General features: G+C 40.2%; 18 protein-coding genes. 11 read left to right on the forward strand and 7 right to left on the reverse strand.

Annotation, left to right across the window (positions count from 1 at the left end; translation table 11 throughout):
* Positions 1–144: 144 nt before the first annotated feature.
* Complete coding sequence (locus tag ACUVXA_RS04055) at positions 145–645, forward strand: flavodoxin family protein (RefSeq protein WP_445869957.1); 501 nt, start codon at positions 145–147, stop codon at positions 643–645.
* A gap of 67 nt (positions 646–712) precedes the next feature.
* Here ACUVXA_RS04055 and ACUVXA_RS04060 read toward each other — a convergent pair whose 3' ends face one another.
* The 6 genes from ACUVXA_RS04060 to ACUVXA_RS04085 form a co-directional block, all read right to left on the reverse strand.
* A complete protein-coding gene (locus ACUVXA_RS04060) occupies positions 713–1,237 on the reverse strand; it encodes a flavodoxin family protein (protein WP_445869958.1) in 525 nt (174 codons plus the stop codon).
* A 158-nt stretch (positions 1,238–1,395) separates the two neighbouring features.
* Entirely contained in the window at positions 1,396–1,812 is a 417-nt protein-coding gene (locus tag ACUVXA_RS04065; RefSeq protein ID WP_445869959.1) for a type II toxin-antitoxin system VapC family toxin, read from the reverse strand.
* Complete coding sequence (locus ACUVXA_RS04070) at positions 1,797–2,039, reverse strand: AbrB/MazE/SpoVT family DNA-binding domain-containing protein (protein WP_445869960.1); 243 nt, start codon at positions 2,037–2,039, stop codon at positions 1,797–1,799. The genes ACUVXA_RS04065 and ACUVXA_RS04070 overlap by 16 nt, the downstream gene beginning before the upstream one ends.
* A 383-nt stretch (positions 2,040–2,422) precedes the next feature.
* Positions 2,423–4,009, reverse strand: coding sequence for an FAD-binding oxidoreductase (locus ACUVXA_RS04075; protein WP_445869961.1), 1,587 nt, complete (start codon positions 4,007–4,009; stop codon positions 2,423–2,425).
* Complete coding sequence (locus ACUVXA_RS04080) at positions 4,009–5,265, reverse strand: (Fe-S)-binding protein (protein WP_445869962.1); 1,257 nt, start codon at positions 5,263–5,265, stop codon at positions 4,009–4,011. Before ACUVXA_RS04080 ends, ACUVXA_RS04075 begins: the two co-directional genes overlap by 1 nt.
* A gap of 3 nt (positions 5,266–5,268) precedes the next feature.
* Entirely contained in the window at positions 5,269–6,759 is a 1,491-nt protein-coding gene (locus tag ACUVXA_RS04085; protein WP_445869963.1) for an FAD-binding oxidoreductase, read from the reverse strand.
* A 200-nt stretch (positions 6,760–6,959) separates the two neighbouring features.
* On the opposite strand from ACUVXA_RS04085, the gene ACUVXA_RS04090 reads away from it, so the two are divergent.
* The 9 genes from ACUVXA_RS04090 to ACUVXA_RS04130 all read left to right on the forward strand — a co-directional run bounded on the left by ACUVXA_RS04090 (position 6,960) and on the right by ACUVXA_RS04130 (position 16,158).
* Positions 6,960–8,456 (forward strand): phytoene desaturase family protein, encoded by a 1,497-nt coding sequence (locus ACUVXA_RS04090; RefSeq protein ID WP_445869964.1) that lies wholly within the window; start codon positions 6,960–6,962, stop codon positions 8,454–8,456.
* 239 nt (positions 8,457–8,695) lie between these two features.
* Positions 8,696–10,180, forward strand: a complete 1,485-nt coding sequence (locus ACUVXA_RS04095; RefSeq protein ID WP_445869965.1) for an FAD-binding oxidoreductase — start codon at positions 8,696–8,698, stop codon at positions 10,178–10,180.
* Positions 10,177–11,361 carry a (Fe-S)-binding protein gene (locus ACUVXA_RS04100; RefSeq protein WP_445869966.1) on the forward strand — a complete coding sequence of 395 codons (1,185 nt, stop codon included), beginning with the start codon at positions 10,177–10,179 and terminating at the stop codon, positions 11,359–11,361. Before ACUVXA_RS04095 ends, ACUVXA_RS04100 begins: the two co-directional genes overlap by 4 nt.
* Positions 11,362–11,472: 111 nt before the next feature.
* Complete coding sequence (locus ACUVXA_RS04105; RefSeq protein ID WP_445869967.1) at positions 11,473–12,357, forward strand: ATP-binding protein; 885 nt, start codon at positions 11,473–11,475, stop codon at positions 12,355–12,357.
* Positions 12,358–12,368: 11 nt separating this feature from the next.
* The gene (locus ACUVXA_RS04110; RefSeq protein ID WP_445869968.1) at positions 12,369–12,620 is read left to right on the forward strand and encodes a 4Fe-4S binding protein; all 252 of its coding nucleotides are present in this window, start codon (positions 12,369–12,371) and stop codon (positions 12,618–12,620) included.
* Between the two features lie 51 nt (positions 12,621–12,671).
* Positions 12,672–13,340 carry a hypothetical protein gene (locus tag ACUVXA_RS04115; protein ID WP_445869969.1) on the forward strand — a complete coding sequence of 223 codons (669 nt, stop codon included), beginning with the start codon at positions 12,672–12,674 and terminating at the stop codon, positions 13,338–13,340.
* Between the two features lie 21 nt (positions 13,341–13,361).
* The gene (locus ACUVXA_RS04120) at positions 13,362–14,132 is read left to right on the forward strand and encodes an ATP-binding protein (RefSeq protein ID WP_445869970.1); all 771 of its coding nucleotides are present in this window, start codon (positions 13,362–13,364) and stop codon (positions 14,130–14,132) included.
* 467 nt (positions 14,133–14,599) lie between these two features.
* Positions 14,600–15,754 carry a thiolase domain-containing protein gene (locus ACUVXA_RS04125; RefSeq protein ID WP_445869971.1) on the forward strand — a complete coding sequence of 385 codons (1,155 nt, stop codon included), beginning with the start codon at positions 14,600–14,602 and terminating at the stop codon, positions 15,752–15,754.
* A gap of 5 nt (positions 15,755–15,759) precedes the next feature.
* Entirely contained in the window at positions 15,760–16,158 is a 399-nt protein-coding gene (locus tag ACUVXA_RS04130) for a Zn-ribbon domain-containing OB-fold protein (RefSeq protein ID WP_445869972.1), read from the forward strand.
* 370 nt (positions 16,159–16,528) lie between these two features.
* On the opposite strand, the gene ACUVXA_RS04135 is transcribed toward ACUVXA_RS04130, so the two are convergent.
* Positions 16,529–16,936, reverse strand: coding sequence for an SCP2 sterol-binding domain-containing protein (locus ACUVXA_RS04135; protein WP_445869973.1), 408 nt, complete (start codon positions 16,934–16,936; stop codon positions 16,529–16,531).
* Positions 16,937–17,518: 582 nt separating this feature from the next.
* On the opposite strand from ACUVXA_RS04135, the gene ACUVXA_RS04140 reads away from it, so the two are divergent.
* Complete coding sequence (locus tag ACUVXA_RS04140; protein WP_445869974.1) at positions 17,519–17,803, forward strand: MoaD/ThiS family protein; 285 nt, start codon at positions 17,519–17,521, stop codon at positions 17,801–17,803.
* The last annotated feature ends 76 nt before the right edge of the window (positions 17,804–17,879 follow it).

Raw genomic sequence — 17,879 nt, forward strand, 5'->3', positions numbered from 1 at the left:
TTTAATATTTAAATATTAAAATTTATTTTTTTTATTTTATATAAATTATAAATGAAAACTATGAAATAAATCTAAGTAAACTTTATAAATTGAGGAAATATAAAAACCCTTTATAATTGGTTTTTCCAAATAGGAGGTATGCGTTTGAAGATTTTAGTGGCTTACTGGACGCAGACTGGGAATACTGAAAAGATCGCTGAAGCTATTTATGATGAAATCAAAGAGGAAAAGGAGCTCAAAAAGCTAAATGAGGTTGACAATCTCGATGGCTATGACCTTGCTTTCATTGGCTTTCCGATTAACGCATTTGGACCAGCTGCACCAGGTAAAAAGTTTTTAGAAAAAAATGCAAAGGGTAAAAACATTGCTCTATTTATAACTCACGCCGCACCTGAGGACATGGAAGAGCTTCAGGAATGGCTTGCAAGGTGCAAGGAACCTGCAGTGGAAGCAAATCTGGTAGGTTTCTTTGACTGTCAGGGAGAACTTAGTGAACAAATAGCAAACATTTTGAAGAAGCAAGAGGATCCCAAGCTCCGGGCTTTTGGAGAAATGCGTGACCAGACTTTGGGTCAACCCGATGCTTCACGAGTAGAGCGTGCACGCGTTTTTGCAAGAGAGACAATGAAAAAATTCAAAGGCTAATTTTTCTAACCACTCAAACATCTTTATTTTTCGAGAATAATATTCGAGGCTTCTGATTCAAATTTAGCTACTTGATTTTGGACAACACCTCTTTGGCAAATTCCCTAGCCTTTTGCTCATCCTCAAGACTTGGATGTTTTATTGCTTCCTCCAAGTATTCGTTAAACTCGTCATCAGGCATTTTTCGAGCTTCTTTTACCATTTTTGCGACATTAGGATCGGGATTACCCATACAATTGTAAGTTCCCCTATAGTCTATACTTTTTTCTTTGGCTATTTTTTCAAAAGCACCTCTAAGTGCGTCTTGTACTTCCTTATCCCAAATTGGGGCCATGTGGGTGTAGAATCCTGCAAGCTTATATTTCGGTGATTTGGGAAGGGAATTCATAACTTCCTTAACTGGACCGGCTAAATCACCGGCATGAGCAGGAGTTCCTACAAAAACTAGATCATACTCTTTGAAAGTATCAGCACCGACCTCATCAATCTTTTTCAAATCCGCCTCATGTTCTTTCGATACTTCATCATGAATGGCTTTGGCAATCTTTTCAGTATTACCAGTCATAGTGAAATAAGTAACCAAAACTTTCATAACAGCACCTCCTCTAAGACTTGGTATGTTTAAGCAATTTGTTTATAAAATTTATTAATGATAAGTATTGTAATTATTTGTGCTTTCACTTCTAACTCTGTAATGTAATTTTTGTTGGATTTTGTCTTCAAGGAATACATACCAGCCAGTTGTCTTTGCTAGGGGATTGTATCAATAACTTCTAGGCCTTTGATTTTTGTGAAAAACCTGTCGTGGGTGGCTATTCTTTTTACACCTAGTGTTTGCATTGTTGCTAAAATGATACTGTCTCGGCCGCCTATTCCAACTCTGGCATGTCTTATCAATTGTTCAAGTGATACCTTTAGTAGCTCCGTTTCTAAATCGACGAGTTTTAATGAGGTGAGACTCTGTATCTTATCAAGCTTGTCAAAAAACTCTTTCTCAGTCAAATTACGTAGGTAGTGAGCGACCTCAATGAGGGTGAAAACATTAAGGATGATTCCTTCCCGAAAAGCTTCTCTCATAGGTTTCAAGACATATTTATGCTCTGGGAGCCGTTGGTCAAACCAATAGATCCAATAGTTGGCATCTACGTAGATCATTGCTTTTCCCATATCTCCTTAAGTTTCAGAGGGTTTGCTTTTTGAATAGGGGAACCTTCCTTGATGAATCCCTCCATTTCAAGGATAAATTCTTCTGGGGTTACCGGCTTCATTACCACTATTTTTCCTTCTTCAAGTAATAATCTTACTTTGGTTCCTTTCCGTAAATCTAAAACTTCACGTAGCCGCTTTGGGATAGCAATTCTACCTTTATCATCTATTACAGCTTCTTCAACCAAACAATCCCACCAATTATCCCACTCAGCGGAGATACTTAAATATTGTGAAGATATGGAGCAGTTAATCATCCATTCAACTGCGAAACATGGCTCATAACAAATATGAATGCGTACTTTTTTTCGTTATTTTGAGTACTTTACCACGCCCAAAAAGGAGTTCCCCCCAAAGACTCGGGGGAAGTCACAGAACTAGAGCTGGTCGAAGAACTTAAAATCCCAAAATTCAGTAGCGCGTTCTAAGAGAACTTTAACATATGCCAAAACTTCCCTCACGACTAGAAATGATGGTAGCTGTTGTTCTTAAAGAATCTAAGGCTGCACTTAGAAAGGAGGGAGAACGAATAATCTTCGTTTCACCCTGAATGGTGGATATTTAAAACATTCTATTCTTTGGGTGATATGTAGTAATTGGAATCTGATAGATCTTCTGGGTCGAATATTTTTTTGATTTTACTCTGCCACACATGGTAGTTACAACTCCTTGGACCGAAGATCTCATGGATTTGTTTACCCGCAAATAGGCTGAATCCGATTCCTAGACTTTCCTCAGCAGATGCCTCAGCGCACGCTCCGACAAATTGTTCTATTGCCTCGGCTTGCTTTTTATCACGAGGATTAAATAACACCAGTTCTTCCTGATGACCGATGAGACCATGCTCGTAAATTCCACCCCAAGCATTGTCAGCCAAATCATCGATAATCAAGTCCCTATCTATGAACTCCTGTTTTATCTCTTCGCCTCTCTTCGCCTGATTCACAGCTGCATCCCAGGCCTCGTCTCCCCCGAAAGCTGTTAGGAAGCTACCGCCCATGCGAAATATCAGTGGAGGAGTGCTAACGCGGACGAGTCCCCACCACATCGCTTGATAAAAATTGGCAGTTTTTTCTGGTGGTAAAAATAGTGATCCCGTTTGTCCCAATTCTATTAATTCTCCCCCCTCTTCTTCCATAATTTGTCTCAGAGCTTTCTCCTGGTATTCTAGCTCGCCTCTAGAATTCGCTGCGAGCATTATTATGAAAATATGCTGCAGACTTTTAAAGAACTCCCTCCATTGAGGATTTTCCTTCAAAGACCTCAGTGTTTCTGGGGACATAATAGCGATTGTAAGACCAATCGCGTTTTTACACTGTATGAAACCTATTCCCGACTCACCTATCTTGTACACCACATTGGTGTAGGCTTCCCAGCTCGGTAAACGACAGCTATACGTTCTGAAATTCCATGGAACCTCGGTCTTAACATCCAGCAAAAGTCCTTCAACCCTAATCTCACGAGGACCCGGCCATGGGTACAGTTTAACCGCGCACTTGGTGAAGACACCGATGCCTCCGTCAGCTCCGGCCCATCCTCTCATCACACCCCTGAGACTCGGACCCCGCCCATCACCACAGAACCACCCTATACCCATACTTAAGGTTCCTAATCTTAAGATATCTCCAGTGGGTAACACCCACTCTACTGCTAGAACGTTTCGATTGTTATATCCAGTTGATATGCTACTCCAGCCCATTCCACAATGAGAAGTGCAGCTGGCTAAGGGGGAAGTGCCAGAACCCGCACCGATAATATGGCAGTTTAATCCAAGCTTCATCACTTCAGCCTGTAGCTGGGCACAAATAACATAAGGTTCCACCACAGCGTACATATTTTTCTGATCTATTTTTACTATCCTATTCATCCTTCTCAGATCTATCTGCAAAACTCCTTCACTTCCAGGACCTCCCATAGCACCCCAGCCAGTGCTGTGTGCTTTGAATTTTATTCTGTGCTTGTTACATATCTTTACAATTTTTTGAACCTCCTCCGTTGTGGAGGGAAGCACCACCGCTTCGGGTCTAGGGATCCACGCTCCAGGTGCGGCTTTGTGGAAGGGTTGAAACGCGTAGCCTTCTAGAATTGCGGGATCTTGGGATATGTTATTCCTGCCAACAACCTTTTCTATTTCTCGATATACTTTTTCTGCTAGCATTATTTTCTCACCTCCATGGCAGAATAAACCAGATTCACGAGGTCCACCACTTCCATTTTGTGTTTGTACTCTTTTGAAGCGTCGCCTAGGTTCCTGACGCAGAATGGACAACAGGTAACAAGCATGTTTGCCCCAGAGGCCTCAGCTTCTTCTATTCTTTCGTTCGCAGCCCAGAGTGCAAAATCTGGAAACGCTGACTTCACCCCTCCACCTGAACCACAGCACCAAGCATACTCTCTTATTCGCTCCATTTCAACCAGTTCCAGGCCCGGAATGCTCCTCAAAACCTTTCTCGGAGGGTTGTAAACTCCATTTCTTCCCCTTCTGATGTATTGTTCAGGCCTTTGAAGCTTGTCTCCTTCCCATTCACCAACATATGGATCCGCACGTCTTCCAAGATGGCAAGGATCATGATAGGTTACCTTAAGTGGTGTTTCTTTCCTAAATTCGATAACACCTTCCCTAATCAACTGATGGATATACTCTACGCTGTGTAAAACATTGAATTTCATTTCGGTCTCAGAATAGCGCATGTAATCCACTTTTAGCATGTCGTAGCACCCGGCACAGCTTGTTATGACAGTTTCCACTCCGAGTTTGTTTAGTTTCTCAATATTATGCTCTATCATTTTTTTGGCCAGATCAAATTGCCCGGTTCTCATTAGAGGACTGCCACAGCACCATTCATCGGATCCAAGAATCATAAAGTCTGTTTTGGTTGCGTTTAGAATCTTTACCGTGTCCTGTGCGATCTGAGGCAATCTGTAAGCAGAGGTACATCCAACAAAATAAGCGGTATCAGATTTTTTTGACACATCTATAAATTTAGGCATCCATACCCAGCGGTTAGTGTGTGGTTCCTTATAAGGATTGTAATTAGTTTCTATGCTCTTCTTAAACTCTAAGTGACTGGGTAGGGGTCCAACACCATCATCGACGCTTTTTCTTCTCAATTCTTCAAGTGTATCCACAATGTCGATGTCATCCCTATAGACTTTACATGAAATATCGCAAGCACCACACAGAGTACAACTATAAAGTATCTTCACTGCTTCTTCTGTCCAATCCATCCTTCCTTCCAATAAAGAAAGCCCGATGATCATCTTTCCACTACCAGAATAAGCATGAAAATTATATCTCGTAATAGCAGGGCAAACATTTGCGAATCTCCAGCTCTTAATCTGGTTAAGAGGAATCCACTTACACAAAGAGCATCTGGAACATCCCAACATATCGGATTTATAATCTTCCACCATATTTTAAGCCTCCTCCCAAAAACACAGCTTACCCGGATTCAAGATGCCATTAGGGTCAAATAGCTCCTTCAACTTTCTAAGCGTCAAAACCACATTCTCATCAGTTTTATCATAAACTAAGTGTGATAAGTCAGGGTAGGGTCTGCTAAAAAATGCACCCCTTTCGATTAGTCTCTCACAAGTCTTTAAATAAAAACTTTTAGAATTCTCAAAATCTATCTCATCATTTGGATTATAGGGTATATTGAATTCACAGTGACAGACCCTTCCTTGCTGTACTGGTTGAATGTACACTCCTAGATTCCCTTTTGGATATTTATGAGACTCAGCAACCTCATATACAATCTCAACCATTTCTGGAGATTTATCGAGAGTGGTCAAGAAAAATAGCTCTGCACAACCGCTTTTAAGACGCAATTTCCAGTAAGGCTCCTCTGAAGGTTTAGATAGAATTTTCAACATTTCCTCCCCATTAATAAATGGAATTTCTTCAACAAGCTGAATGTGGAATTCTTGGGCGGCTTTCATTATGTCCTCAGTCTGATACTTTAGTCTCTCTTCCGGCAATCTTTCAAATCCTGCCACACAAATAAATAACACCCAAGGAGAAAGTTCCTCCCTGATTTGCTGAATTCTTTCAGCGTTCTCTCCCAAAATAGACGCTAGGTTAGTATTGTTTAAAATAAAGCATTCTTCACCCATCCTCAGCCACATCAATCTATAAACAAAATCAATTAACTCGTCCAAACTCTGAGCCTGAGCAAAGAACAGCCTCTCCAACTTGGGAAGAAGTTCCAATTTCACAGGAGCCCAGGTGATAATACCCATCGTCCCTTGGGAACCCTGAATAACTCTTACAAGATCGGTCTGTGCTGGTCCCATAGGATTCTTCTGAGCTTGGCCCGCAGCCCATTGCTCCTCTAAGGTTCCAGGACCAGCGGCTGAGCCTGTTCTGAAAATGTCGCCGGTTCCGAAAACCACCTCGGTGCAGAGAAGGGGGTCAGTCATGTCCCAATGATGCCTTGGAATGAGGATAGGCTCTCTTTCAAGGTAGCTTCCCAAAACTGACTTTGTGGCTCTTGGAATTAGGGGCATCAGAACCTTCATTCCTTGCTTAGCCGCAGCCTCCTGTAACTCTCCAAAGGTTACTCCTGGCTCGATTATAGCCACCCTGTTCCTTCTATCCACTCTAATAATTTTTTTCATTCCGCTAAGATCTACTATTACACTTTCATCACTGGTGGGTATTGTATCACCACGAAAATGATGAATTTTTGAACTTATAGGAGTCAGAGAAACCTTCTTTTCATTAGCAAGTCTAACAATCTTAATAACATGATCAAAATTTTTAGGCTTAACGACTAATATTGGCATTTTGCCTTTGACGAAACTGAAATCACTCGCAAAATTCTGGAGAATTTTCTCATCGTCAAATAAATTCTCAGAACCCACAATGCTAATTAATTCTTTTTTCAAATCATTTGGCGATACCATCCCTCTCAACCTCCTTAACCATTATAAGATTTTAGTTACAGTATTATTACACTTTTTCTAGTAAATTTCTATTTCAATGCTCTTTCAATCATGGAAATCTAATTATTTTAATATTATCGCTATATTTTTATAAAAAAGAAACTATCATTATATCTTAAATCTAGATAGTTTTTAAATACCCAATTTTTTGGGGGACCTATATGTCTAGTAAACCATGGGATGTAGTGATAGTAGGTTCGGGATTTGGAGGGTTAACTTGTGGTGCTCTTCTCACTAATGAGGGTAAGAGAGTGCTACTTTTGGAGAGAGAAGATAGACTAGGTGGAAGGGCTACCTCCATAAAGGGCGAAGAGTTAAGCCTTCCTTATTTCGAGAATTTGTTAAAAAGTACGGGGAACGAGTGGATAGTAAGAACAGAGCCAGATATAAGTGAAATTGTGGATAAGCAACTCTTAAAGGGGTTCACTTTAGATTTGGGGTTCCATGAGTATGTGTACCATGAAAACGGGAGAGTCGGAATTCTGCTTAAGAATTTTGGCGAAGCCATAAAGTTCTATCCTTTACAGGAGAACTACTACTGGTTTGATAATAAGTGGTGTGGGATGGCACCCCCGAAAATAGAATTTATTCCAGATGAACTTATGTCAGAATTCGGAAAAGTTGCAAAGGGCAATATGAAGATGTTTCCAAAAGACACGGCCCAGTTTGACCATGTTTCGATAAAGGAATTCATAGAGGAGAGAACGGACAAAAAGAGGATCCAAGATTTCTGGTATCTTCTCGCCACACTGGTCACAACTATTAACCACCCCAAGGATATATCCGCCGGAGAGACCATAAGATCCAGTAACCCCGTGGGCTACACAGGTGGTCATGCTGGAAGCGGAAACGGTGGCTCAGTAGAGGGCGGATTCATAACTGTGGCAAACAAGCTTGCGAAGATAATCAAGGATTCAGGAGGCGTAGTGAGAACCCAAACCGAAGTCAATAAAATAATTGTTGAAGACGGAGAGGTAAAGGGAGTTGAAGTAAGTACCCCCACTGGAGAAGAAACTATAGAAGCTAAGGTGGTTGTGAGTAACGTCCCTATCCAGAAATCGTTTAAAATTTTGGATGAGAATGTTTTTCCAAGCGATTGGGTTAAACATGTAAAGGGTCTCAGGAGTGCCGGTAGTGCTTCAGGTTACATCGCTCTAAATACGCGTGTACTAAAGAATAGGGGCTGGTTTGGGGTTATGGAACTGATTCCTGAGGGGGAAGGATTCCGAGGCGCGGTGAGATGCATTTTCGAGGGTTTGTCGAATTATGATCCTACCCGTGCACCAGAAGACAAACAATTGGTAACTTTTTATGCCCCACTAACACAGGAGGAAGCTAACAACAAGAAAAAAGTGAACAAAGTCATTGACGCATTAAACGAGTTTCTAGATGAGAGATTTCCAGAGTACCATGAATCAGTAGAGTGGGCCATCTATACCTCTCTAGACTATTTAGATGGTGTTGCCCGGTCTCCCGACCAGGTTGGCAATAAAAGACCAGAAATAAAAGCCCCAGGAGTTAAAGGTCTATACTTCGTGGGTGATGGCGTACGAAGCTGGGGAGTCCCAATGGATGCCACCGTCCATTCCGGTTTCATAGCTGCGGGAATGATTGCTAAGAAAGACTGTCTCCAAATGCTTCCAGAATACTTGAGGTAAAACCACCTATTCCCACTTTTTTTAAAAAATGAGGTTTAGCTCGAATTTAAAAATTTGCATTTAATAATACTTCTGCATGGGACTAATCTGAATGTATTTTTTAGATTGTTAATACACTTAATTTATTTATCGGCAATGAACTTAAAAATGCTAATATTTATATAACAGCATGATAAGAAATTTGTAACTAAAATAATTTTTTAGTTGAAAAACTGAATCAAAATGGGAGAAAGAAGTCAATGGTTGAAATAGAAAAAACCGTTGGTGAAGAGGGCAAAGAACTAGTGGTTCACAAGAAGACACCAAACCACGAAGCAGTGCTAAAGGAACTGATAGACATAGTGGGCGAAGACTACGTGATGGATGATTCCGCAAGCCTATTTGTTTATTCTGGAGATATGACAGAGAATGTACCCCACATGCCAGAGTTTGTGGTAGCTCCTATAACTGTTGAAGAAGTTCAAAAAATTGTTTTGCTTGCTAATAGAGAAAAAATTCCTATAATTCCATTCGTGTCAGGTAGCAACCTTGGAGGACTGACAATTCCACTAGAGGGAGGCATTACCGTCGATCTGAAGAGAATGAACAAAATACTAGAGGTTAATGAAGTTGATCAGTATGCAATAATTGAGGCGGGTGTTACTTTCGCAAATATAAAGAACTACTTGGATAAAAATCACCCTGATTTAGTGTATACTTATACCTACGCCACGCCAGCTGCAGGAGTTGTTCCCAACGCTCTTTTAGAAGGTCTTGCCACACTTTCAACTAAATACGGAACCACAGATTGTTTCATTAACGGACTGGAGGCGGTGCTTCCAACCGGAGAGATAGTAAGAGTAGGGTCTGGTGCCGTTAGTAAATATTGGTTTGGGCGCAATCCACTACCTGATCTAGTTGGACTATTTACCTCTTGGCAAGGTATGACCGGTATTGTAACCAAGATGGCGATTCAACTAGATCCCAAGCCGGCCTACTCAGGAATTAAAATGATTATGACCGACGAGATACACGAAGCCTTTCAATTAATGTTGAATTTAGGTAGAGCACAAATATGCGACAATTTGATCATGTTTAACTGGGGGTTGGCATTTGCGGTAATTCAAATGCCAAGAGAGACCGTGGGAAGCGAGAAAATGGAGGGTGCCCCAAGTATCAGTTTGGAAATGGACATCTCAGCGATTAATACCCTAAAGGAATTTGAAGCAAAAGTAGAAGTTATAGAAAAATTAGCTGAAAAATATGGTTTCGGGGTCTGGGATTACCAGGAAGTAGGAGACGATATAACTAAGGTTCTTGATGTCCCTATGACTTTTGCGGGCCTATTTACTCACGGACCTGGGGGTTTAACTTGGGTCGGTGCTTATGGTCCTTGCAGCCAATATGAAACTGCTTGGAATGTTGCTAATGAAGTATTTTCAAGATACCCAAGGTTCACTCCCTGGGTTTATGCAAAGACCTTTAAACATGGACACTTTGGAGCGATGAGAACGCTCGTCGGTTTTGACAGGTCAAACGCCGAAGAAGTAAGAGAAACCAGAGAAATTATGAAAGAAATGGCAGAAGAATTAAATAATATTGGGTTCATACCCTACAAGGCTCCGGTATGGGCCACCGAAATGTTATTAGAGAGAGGCGACCCCAACTTTGGACTGTTTTTGAAAAAGATTAAGAAAGCATTAGACCCTAATCGAATAATGAATCCAGGAAGATGGGGGTTATGAGTGAAATAGAAGAATGGACACATATGTGCACTAGATGTGGAACCTGTCATACGGTGTACAAGCTTAAATTGTGGGAGAGAAGCACACCTGATTGGCAGCCTACTTGTCCTGCCGGCGAAAAATATGGCTTTGAACCATACTTCCCGAGTGGTAGAATGTGGATTGCTAGAGGATTAACTGAGGGGAAACTGGATCTGGATAATCCCAAACTTCTGAAAATAATCTATAGCTGCACTCTGTGTGGAAACTGTGAAAAGCAGTGCCAAACCGATATTCTTAACGAACATATAACTCAAATAATTGAAACCTTGAGAGAGAGAGCTGTGGAGTCAGAAGTGGGACCCCCACCGAAACAAAGGGAGTTTGGAGAGTGGACTAGAAATGAACACAACCCGTACCTGGAACCTCATGCGGAGAGACTGAGTTGGCTCCCGTTCGATAAGTCCGAATTACCTGAAAAAGCGGATACAGTTTATTTCGTAGGCTGTACTTCTTCATACAGACAGAAGAAGATAGCAGCGGCCACCGCAAACATCCTAAAGAAGTTAGGTACCAACTTCACAATTTTAGAGGATGAGTGGTGCTGTGGTTCCCCTCTGCTTAGGACGGGCCAATCCGAAATCGCAAAAACCTGTGCGGAACACAATATCGAAGTACTGAAAAAGGCAGAAGCCAAACAGGTTATCACTTCATGCGCAGGATGCTATAGAACGCTAACTAAGGATTATAAAGAGAAATATGGCTTAGATTATGATTTTAAAGTCGTTCACTCGCCAGAATTATTTTTATCCCTAATTGAAAGCGGAGAACTAGAGTTAGAAAAACCGGTTAACATGAAGGTGACATATCACGATCCTTGTCATATAGGTCGCCATATGAATATCTATGATACCCCAAGAGAGATATTGGAGAAAATTCCTGGCGTGGAACTTGTGGAAATGGAGAGAAACAGAGAGAATGCTTGGTGTTGTGGGGCTGGAGGCGGTGTAAAATCTGCTTTTAATGATTTAGCGATGTTTGCTGCAGAGGAACGAGTTAAAGAGGCTCTCAAAACAGGTGCGGATGCTATTGTTTCTACTTGCCCGTTTTGCTGGCGGAATCTTGAGGATGCGATAGAAGCTGGCAATTATGACCTTAAAATGTACGACATAGTTGAGCTAATTTGGGAATCGATTAAATAAAAATAAGGAGGTAAATAAAGAAGGATGTAAATATCTTAAAATCCGTAAAATAAAAAATTGTTCCCTATTTTGAGAATAAAATAAAAAATGAGAAAGAAAGGAGAGAGAAATATGTGTAGATATTGTGTAAAATGGGGTGGAGGGACCAAATGGTACCTGAACCCTAAAAACTACTCGGACGAAATGCTGAAAAGCGAACTAACAAAACCAAAATTGGAAGACACTATGGCAGGCGATCTACTAGGTATAAAGGGTACCATACAGGAGATCATGACCTCAGTACAGCGTTTTAGGTACGACATAGGTTTCGGAGAAGCTTTGGATGCAGTTTTTCCAGATTTACATGACGAGGCCTCTAAAGCAATACGGGGAGCGTTGCCGGATCTAGTGGATATGGCCGTTGGTGGACAGGCAGTTCCACTGGAAGACGCGTTGAAAATTGTTGATCTAAACGAAGGAGATATCTTCGTTCTTCCTTGCGTGTGCCGTAAGTATTATGGCGGTAAGGAGAAGCTGAGCTGTATGTTTCTTAGACCAGCAGGCAAAGGCCTATCCGAGAGTCTTGGACCTTGGGACAAACCGAACAAATGGGTTTCAAAGAAAGAGGCAAAGGAAATGTTAAAAGAACTCGACAAGGAGGGCACAGTCCATGCGGTGTTCTGGTGCCCGGCTCCGATTCCGACCATGATCTGCAACTGTGAATACCCAATTTGCATTGCCCTCAGAGCCAGACTTAACTATGATGTAGAAGATACCTTTAGGAAGGCGGAATATGTATCTGAAGTGGATCCTAATGCATGCGATGGATGTGATGGGACACCAAAATGTACAAGCAGGTGTACGTTTGGGGCTATAAAATACTCACCTACAGCTGGAAAGGTGTCTATTAATCCGTTCCAGTGTTGGGGTTGTGGTGTTTGCCGACCAGTCTGTCCCCATAATGCAATTAGTCTTAGTCCCAGAGAGGAGGTTGCCCAAGTAAAGGATGTTTGGTGAGGTGAGTAGAAATGGTTACTATAAGACCCGAAATAAGTTGGAGCCCAGAAAATTGTGGAAACCCGAGAGAATGCTTAGCCTGTGTGAAAGCTTGCCCCCACGCTGTGCTCGCATACAAACCCTTCGATCTACCAGAAAAAGTAGGCGATGAACCTCAGGACTGGCGAATTGTTGGAACCACCCGCGTATTGTGTACCAACTGCGGATTATGCGTCGAAGCCTGCCCGAAAGATGCTATCCAAGTATCCATTCCAACCGAATAAATTCTTAACCTTTTTATACCCCTTCTTTTTTTTATTTCTTGGTGAATATTTTTGTCAAGTACCACAAGTGAAAAAAGTTTGTGCGCCGCTACTGCTACTTACTTTTCTTCGCAGGGTTACTATGTAAGCCGAAATCTTGAGGTTCAAGGCTTAAAACCTGTAGATATTGTTTGTATAATGCCTAGATTATCAGACTTGAAGAAAAGAGTACAATCTAAACATTTTGTTTCACCAGCAATCCTTCACATCCTAATAAATCGGGATTGGATGTCAACCGAAGAAATAGTTGAAGAAACTGGTTTTGATTTTAGTTTCGTTAGCTCTGCTTTGAAGGATATGTATAGAGATGAATGGATTTCCAAGAAATTAGAGAATGAGAAGTTCTATTGGAGAAATAAGGGGTATAGAGTCCCATCCAAAGATTGCATAATAGCTCATTGCAGGTATAGAAATAGCATGGATTTTTTAGAAACATTGAGTAATTACGACGGTTGTTATAACAAAATTTATGTAGTATTTCCATTCCCGGTAGATGAAAAGTTCATAGACCTGTGTACTGAAAAAGGAGTGGGAATATTACTTTTCTACGAAAAAGGTGGATATTTTAAAGAACTGCTTCCTCCCGAGATTCAAGAGGTTACCAATTTGAAAGTTTATGCCAGTATTTCAGAGATTATTATTAAAGAAAATTTCATGTATAGGTCAATAGACAGCATATAAAATAGCTAATGGTAGATGGTTATGTCTCTAAAGAAGGCATTTACGTTATCAATTTCTGGCAAGGGTGGGTCGGGTAAAACAACTATCGCCATTCTATTATTAAAAAATCTAATCGAATCTGGAGAAAATGATATTCTTTTGATAGATGCTGATCCCGCTTCAAATGTCCCCAATGTCCTTGGAATCGGGATGGAGGGAAAGATGACTCTTGGCAGGATACTGGACAAAAAGAAAGAAGAACTAGAGTCCCCATCTCAACCCTATACCAAGCTTCTAGAAGGTGTGATATGGGAGAACATTATCGAACAGGATGGTTATGATGTGCTCGTTATGGGAAGACCCGAGGATGAGGGATGTTATTGTATAATTGAAAACTTCGCTGCAGTGATAATCGATTCGCTAGCTAAGTTGTATGATTTTGTAATGATTGACTTTGATGCCGGATTTGAACACATCAGTCGTCGAGTTGACAGAGCAGCAGATGTTCTATTGATTATTACTGATCCATCAAAAATGGGATTTGAAACAGCTCGGCGAATTGTAAAACTTGTTGAAAAAATTAACATATCTTTCAAAAATACTTATTTAATAGGTAATGAGTTCAACGAAGAGTTAGGTAAAAAGCTTTTTGATTTTTCTCAAGAAATCGGAATAAAATACGGGGGAATATTACCCTACGATCAAAATATAGTAGAATTTAATTTAAAAGGTAAATCATTAATCGATTTGCCTAGAAATTCTCCTGCGGTTAAGGCGGCAAAAAAAATTTTTAAAAAGATATTTCAAGAATAACTCAGCCTGTATAATTCTAAGGGATTATTTCTAATAAAATAGAAGTCTTGCCAGCGATATTGCCTTGACTTTATTAGATTAACCTTTCATGTGTTTAATGTCGCTTCTTTGTTGCTTGTCACAGTTTGAGTCAAGTGTATTTTCTTATATACGTGTTTAAGGAAAGCTGCTCCAGAGACTATTAGTATCTTTATAATAGTTACTTCAATTGGCCTTAACCCTGTTTATTACCTCTTAAATCCTTTATTTTTCCCCATAGTATTATAGCCTTGAACATTTTCTGTAATCTTATGGCATGAGTTAGTGCTTAAAATATTCTTCTTCCTACTTTGGTGTTTTGCCTATTGTCGAAATCCTTTTTTCGCAGAAGTTTTTAATAATAAAAAGATTATTTTAAATCGTTAAAGTAGTAAGAGGTAAAGAAATTTAGCATATGCTGATTAACAATTTTTAAAGGAGTTTTAGATATGAAGAAAGTTGCTATAGTGGGTGTAGGGCATTCCAAATTTGGTGTAAGAAAAGATGCCTCTCTAAGGGAATTGGCCTTTGAGTCGGTCAGAGAGAGTTTAAGTGATGCGAATTTATCATTAAGTGAAATTGATGCCACGATTACGGGAGTTTGCATAAGCGAGTTGGCAAAGGAAGTTAACCCTTCTTTTCCCGTTGCCGAATACATAGGTATAAATCCTAAGCCAGATATGAGAGTAGCAAGTGCCTGTGCAACAGGAAGTGCGGCTATTAGAACAGCTTGGATGGGGATTTCATCGGGACTATATGATGTTGTGCTTGTTATAGGTGCTGAAAAAATGACGGAAAGCCCAACTCCCATTGTCACCGAGGTAATGGGCCGTGGAGGCGACGTTCAGTGGGAATATAGTTACGGCACGACTTTTCCAGGTTATTACGCGATGATGGCAAATCGCCACATGCACGAATTTGGAACCACACGAGAACAACTCGCAATGGTTGCCGTGAAAAATCACAAAAACGCACTAGACAATCCATACGCACAGTTTAGAAAGGAAATAAACGTAGAAAAAGTAATCAATTCGCCAATGGTTTCATATCCCTTAACACTATTTGATTGCTGTCCTTTAACAGACGGCGCGGCAGCGGTCATACTTGCTTCGGAGGTAAGGGCCAAAAAAATCACCGACACCCAGATTTGGTTGACTGGATTAGGTACGGCAACAGATTCTCATACCCTATCTAATAGAGAGACTTTGGTAGGGTTACCTGCTTCAAAGATTGCATTCAAACAGGCGTCCAAAATGGCAAATGTAACTCATCAAGATATCGATGTTGTAGAGGTGCATGATTGTTTTACGATAGCAGAAATTATGGCGTATGAGGATTTGGGGTTCTGCAGGAAGGGTGAGGGAGGAAGACTGATAGCAGAGGGAATCACGGAGATCGGTGGAGAACTGCCTGTTAACCCGGACGGAGGGCTAAAAGCAAAGGGTCACCCAGTGGGTGCAACTGGTGTTTCGCAAGCGGTGGAGATAACGAAACAATTAAGAGGCGAAGCTGGGAATAGGCAGGTTGAGGGAGCAGAGATAGGATTATCGCACAATGTTGGTTCAAGTGGACAAAGTGTGTTTGTTCACATATACAGGAGGTGAATATCTTGGAAGATTTTAGCAAGTTTTCTGCCATAAAGGACTCGAAGGTTACAAAGTTTATAGAGGGCTTAAAAGAGGGAAAGATATACTATTCAAAATGTAGAAAATGCAACGTAAAATATTATCCTCCCGTTTCTGACTGTAGAAACTGTTATAGTGACGATGTGGAGTTTTTAGAGTTAAATCCCGTTGGAGAACTTTTAACTTTCACCATAATCCATTACCCGCCGGCAAGATTTGAAAAAGAGACCCCCGTATCAATAGGAATAATTGAAGCAGAAGGCGTAAAAATCATGGGAAACCTGTTTACCAAAGATCCTGAGGGAGTAAAAATTGGAATGAAACTCAAAGCTATACCAAAAGTGTATGATGACCGAATCACAATTATCCTTGAAAAGCTATGAATAATGGAAGTGGGAGCCATAATTCCACAATATTAACAGAGCTAAAAATTAAAACATACTAAAAATTATTTAATGGATTCCATAATTAAAATTACATAATCCTTGAAAAATATGATTTCAAAATCCGGTTTTACTAAAAAAGTAGGAGGGGAAAGTTTGTTGCTTGTACCTCTTCCTGAATTTTTTTAATTGTGGAAAACCTCGACAACTCAATTTATTTTTAGGAAGAGGATCACTCGAGATAAAAATAAAAAACTTTGCCAGGAATGATCTCCTTCCGCTCTCTCTTGCCCTCCTTTTTCGGTTCATTCTTAGTAGTCCACTATGCTGAGAATACTACCAATCTAATCAGTTGTCGCGATTTAAACCTTTATTCTTCCCATTCGGTGGGTACTTCACCGAGAAGCTCGATTAGCCTCATCCATCCCTTCATGTACTTAAGAACTTCTCCCATGGGTCCAGCTAGTTGAAGCTTCCTTGTGAGCAGAGCTTTTGTTGGGTCAAGCGTTTTTGTTACAATTTGTTTCCAAATTGCGTATGTACCTGTCGTTACAGCTCTGGCTTTATCATCTTTGCTCTCACAAACCTTCATGTCAGTTACTTTACCATCCTTTACATCTAGGAATATTCCTTTATGCTGGTCGAGATGTGGCTTGTCGGACATTCGGAAGATTAGGGTACTGTCGTAGCCTTTGAATAGTTCATTTTTTAAAACGTCGTCTTTGTCCCATAGCTTCTTAAGCTCCTGCCAATATTCAATTGTTCCATATGCTACCAAACTAAAAACCCCCTATTTTTTTAAATATACTTATGTGTATACATCAAATATTAATATTTTGTTATACTATGTAATGTAAAAAATGTCTAGTTGAGCTATTAAATTAGGAGTTACGCAGTTGAGGGTTGTTTTGTAGGTTAACTGGGCCTGTGGCGGTGTTAAATTCTCCTCTTTTGCCTTGAATTGGTGAAAGCCAGAATTTTCAAATGCCCAAATTTCAAAGAAAGGTCGAAAAAAGTCCGAAATAGAAAAAGAAGGCGAACTCGAGCAATCCCATCACCAACCCCCCCACAAATACCCACCCAGCTGTGTAAGTCCTATAAATATTAAATATGGCTTTCCCTATGCAGTTTTTAAATAGTGTGTAACACCATTAATAAAGTAGTTGTATAACACTGAGTTTGAAGTAGCATGATAGTCCAGTATTAAGCAATATCAATTTTATTGTATTTGAAGGAAACAAGAACCTATATCCTACAATATCCAGAAAAAGATGTCAAACCAAACTAAAAAAATAAATCTTAAATGAACATGTAAAATAATTTGATTTTAAGGATAATTCCAATATTATGAGGTTAAAATATGAGGTTAAAAATACGCTACCTTAGCATTATACGCTCAGACTTGGGGATAAAGAGGGAGGAAATAGAAATTCCAGAAAAAACAAGTTTATTAGATGTTTTCGGGATTCTAACGGAAAGACACGGGGAAAAATTCAGTAAGTTTCTTTACGACCCGATAAACCAAACCATAAAGAGGGGGGCATTAGTGATAATTAATGGAGAAATAGTTAGGAGATCGAACATGGACTCCAAGATTCCTGAGGATGCGGAGTTGGTAATAGGGGTAATGGCCGCTGGAGGCTGAATTGGAAAAATCACTTATACCATTTTTAAAAAAATCTAAAACCAAGTTAGCAACTAATTCATAATCCTCTATTTAA

The sequence above is a fragment of the Candidatus Jordarchaeum sp. genome (assembly GCF_052745115.1).

Excerpts from the sequence above, each read along its gene's own strand:
- ACUVXA_RS04060 (WP_445869958.1), bottom strand. The coding sequence starts at position 1,237 with ATGAAAGTTTTGGTTACTTATTTCACTATGACTGGTAATACTGAAAAG.
- ACUVXA_RS04065 (WP_445869959.1), bottom strand. The coding sequence starts at position 1,812 with ATGGGAAAAGCAATGATCTACGTAGATGCCAACTATTGGATCTATTGG.
- ACUVXA_RS04075 (WP_445869961.1), bottom strand. The coding sequence starts at position 4,009 with ATGCTAGCAGAAAAAGTATATCGAGAAATAGAAAAGGTTGTTGGCAGG.
- ACUVXA_RS04080 (WP_445869962.1), bottom strand. The coding sequence starts at position 5,265 with ATGGTGGAAGATTATAAATCCGATATGTTGGGATGTTCCAGATGCTCT.
- ACUVXA_RS04085 (WP_445869963.1), bottom strand. The coding sequence starts at position 6,759 with ATGGTATCGCCAAATGATTTGAAAAAAGAATTAATTAGCATTGTGGGT.
- ACUVXA_RS04090 (WP_445869964.1), top strand. The coding sequence starts at position 6,960 with ATGTCTAGTAAACCATGGGATGTAGTGATAGTAGGTTCGGGATTTGGA.
- ACUVXA_RS04095 (WP_445869965.1), top strand. The coding sequence starts at position 8,696 with ATGGTTGAAATAGAAAAAACCGTTGGTGAAGAGGGCAAAGAACTAGTG.
- ACUVXA_RS04100 (WP_445869966.1), top strand. The coding sequence starts at position 10,177 with ATGAGTGAAATAGAAGAATGGACACATATGTGCACTAGATGTGGAACC.
- ACUVXA_RS04105 (WP_445869967.1), top strand. The coding sequence starts at position 11,473 with ATGTGTAGATATTGTGTAAAATGGGGTGGAGGGACCAAATGGTACCTG.
- ACUVXA_RS04110 (WP_445869968.1), top strand. The coding sequence starts at position 12,369 with ATGGTTACTATAAGACCCGAAATAAGTTGGAGCCCAGAAAATTGTGGA.
- ACUVXA_RS04120 (WP_445869970.1), top strand. The coding sequence starts at position 13,362 with ATGTCTCTAAAGAAGGCATTTACGTTATCAATTTCTGGCAAGGGTGGG.
- ACUVXA_RS04125 (WP_445869971.1), top strand. The coding sequence starts at position 14,600 with ATGAAGAAAGTTGCTATAGTGGGTGTAGGGCATTCCAAATTTGGTGTA.
- ACUVXA_RS04140 (WP_445869974.1), top strand. The coding sequence starts at position 17,519 with ATGAGGTTAAAAATACGCTACCTTAGCATTATACGCTCAGACTTGGGG.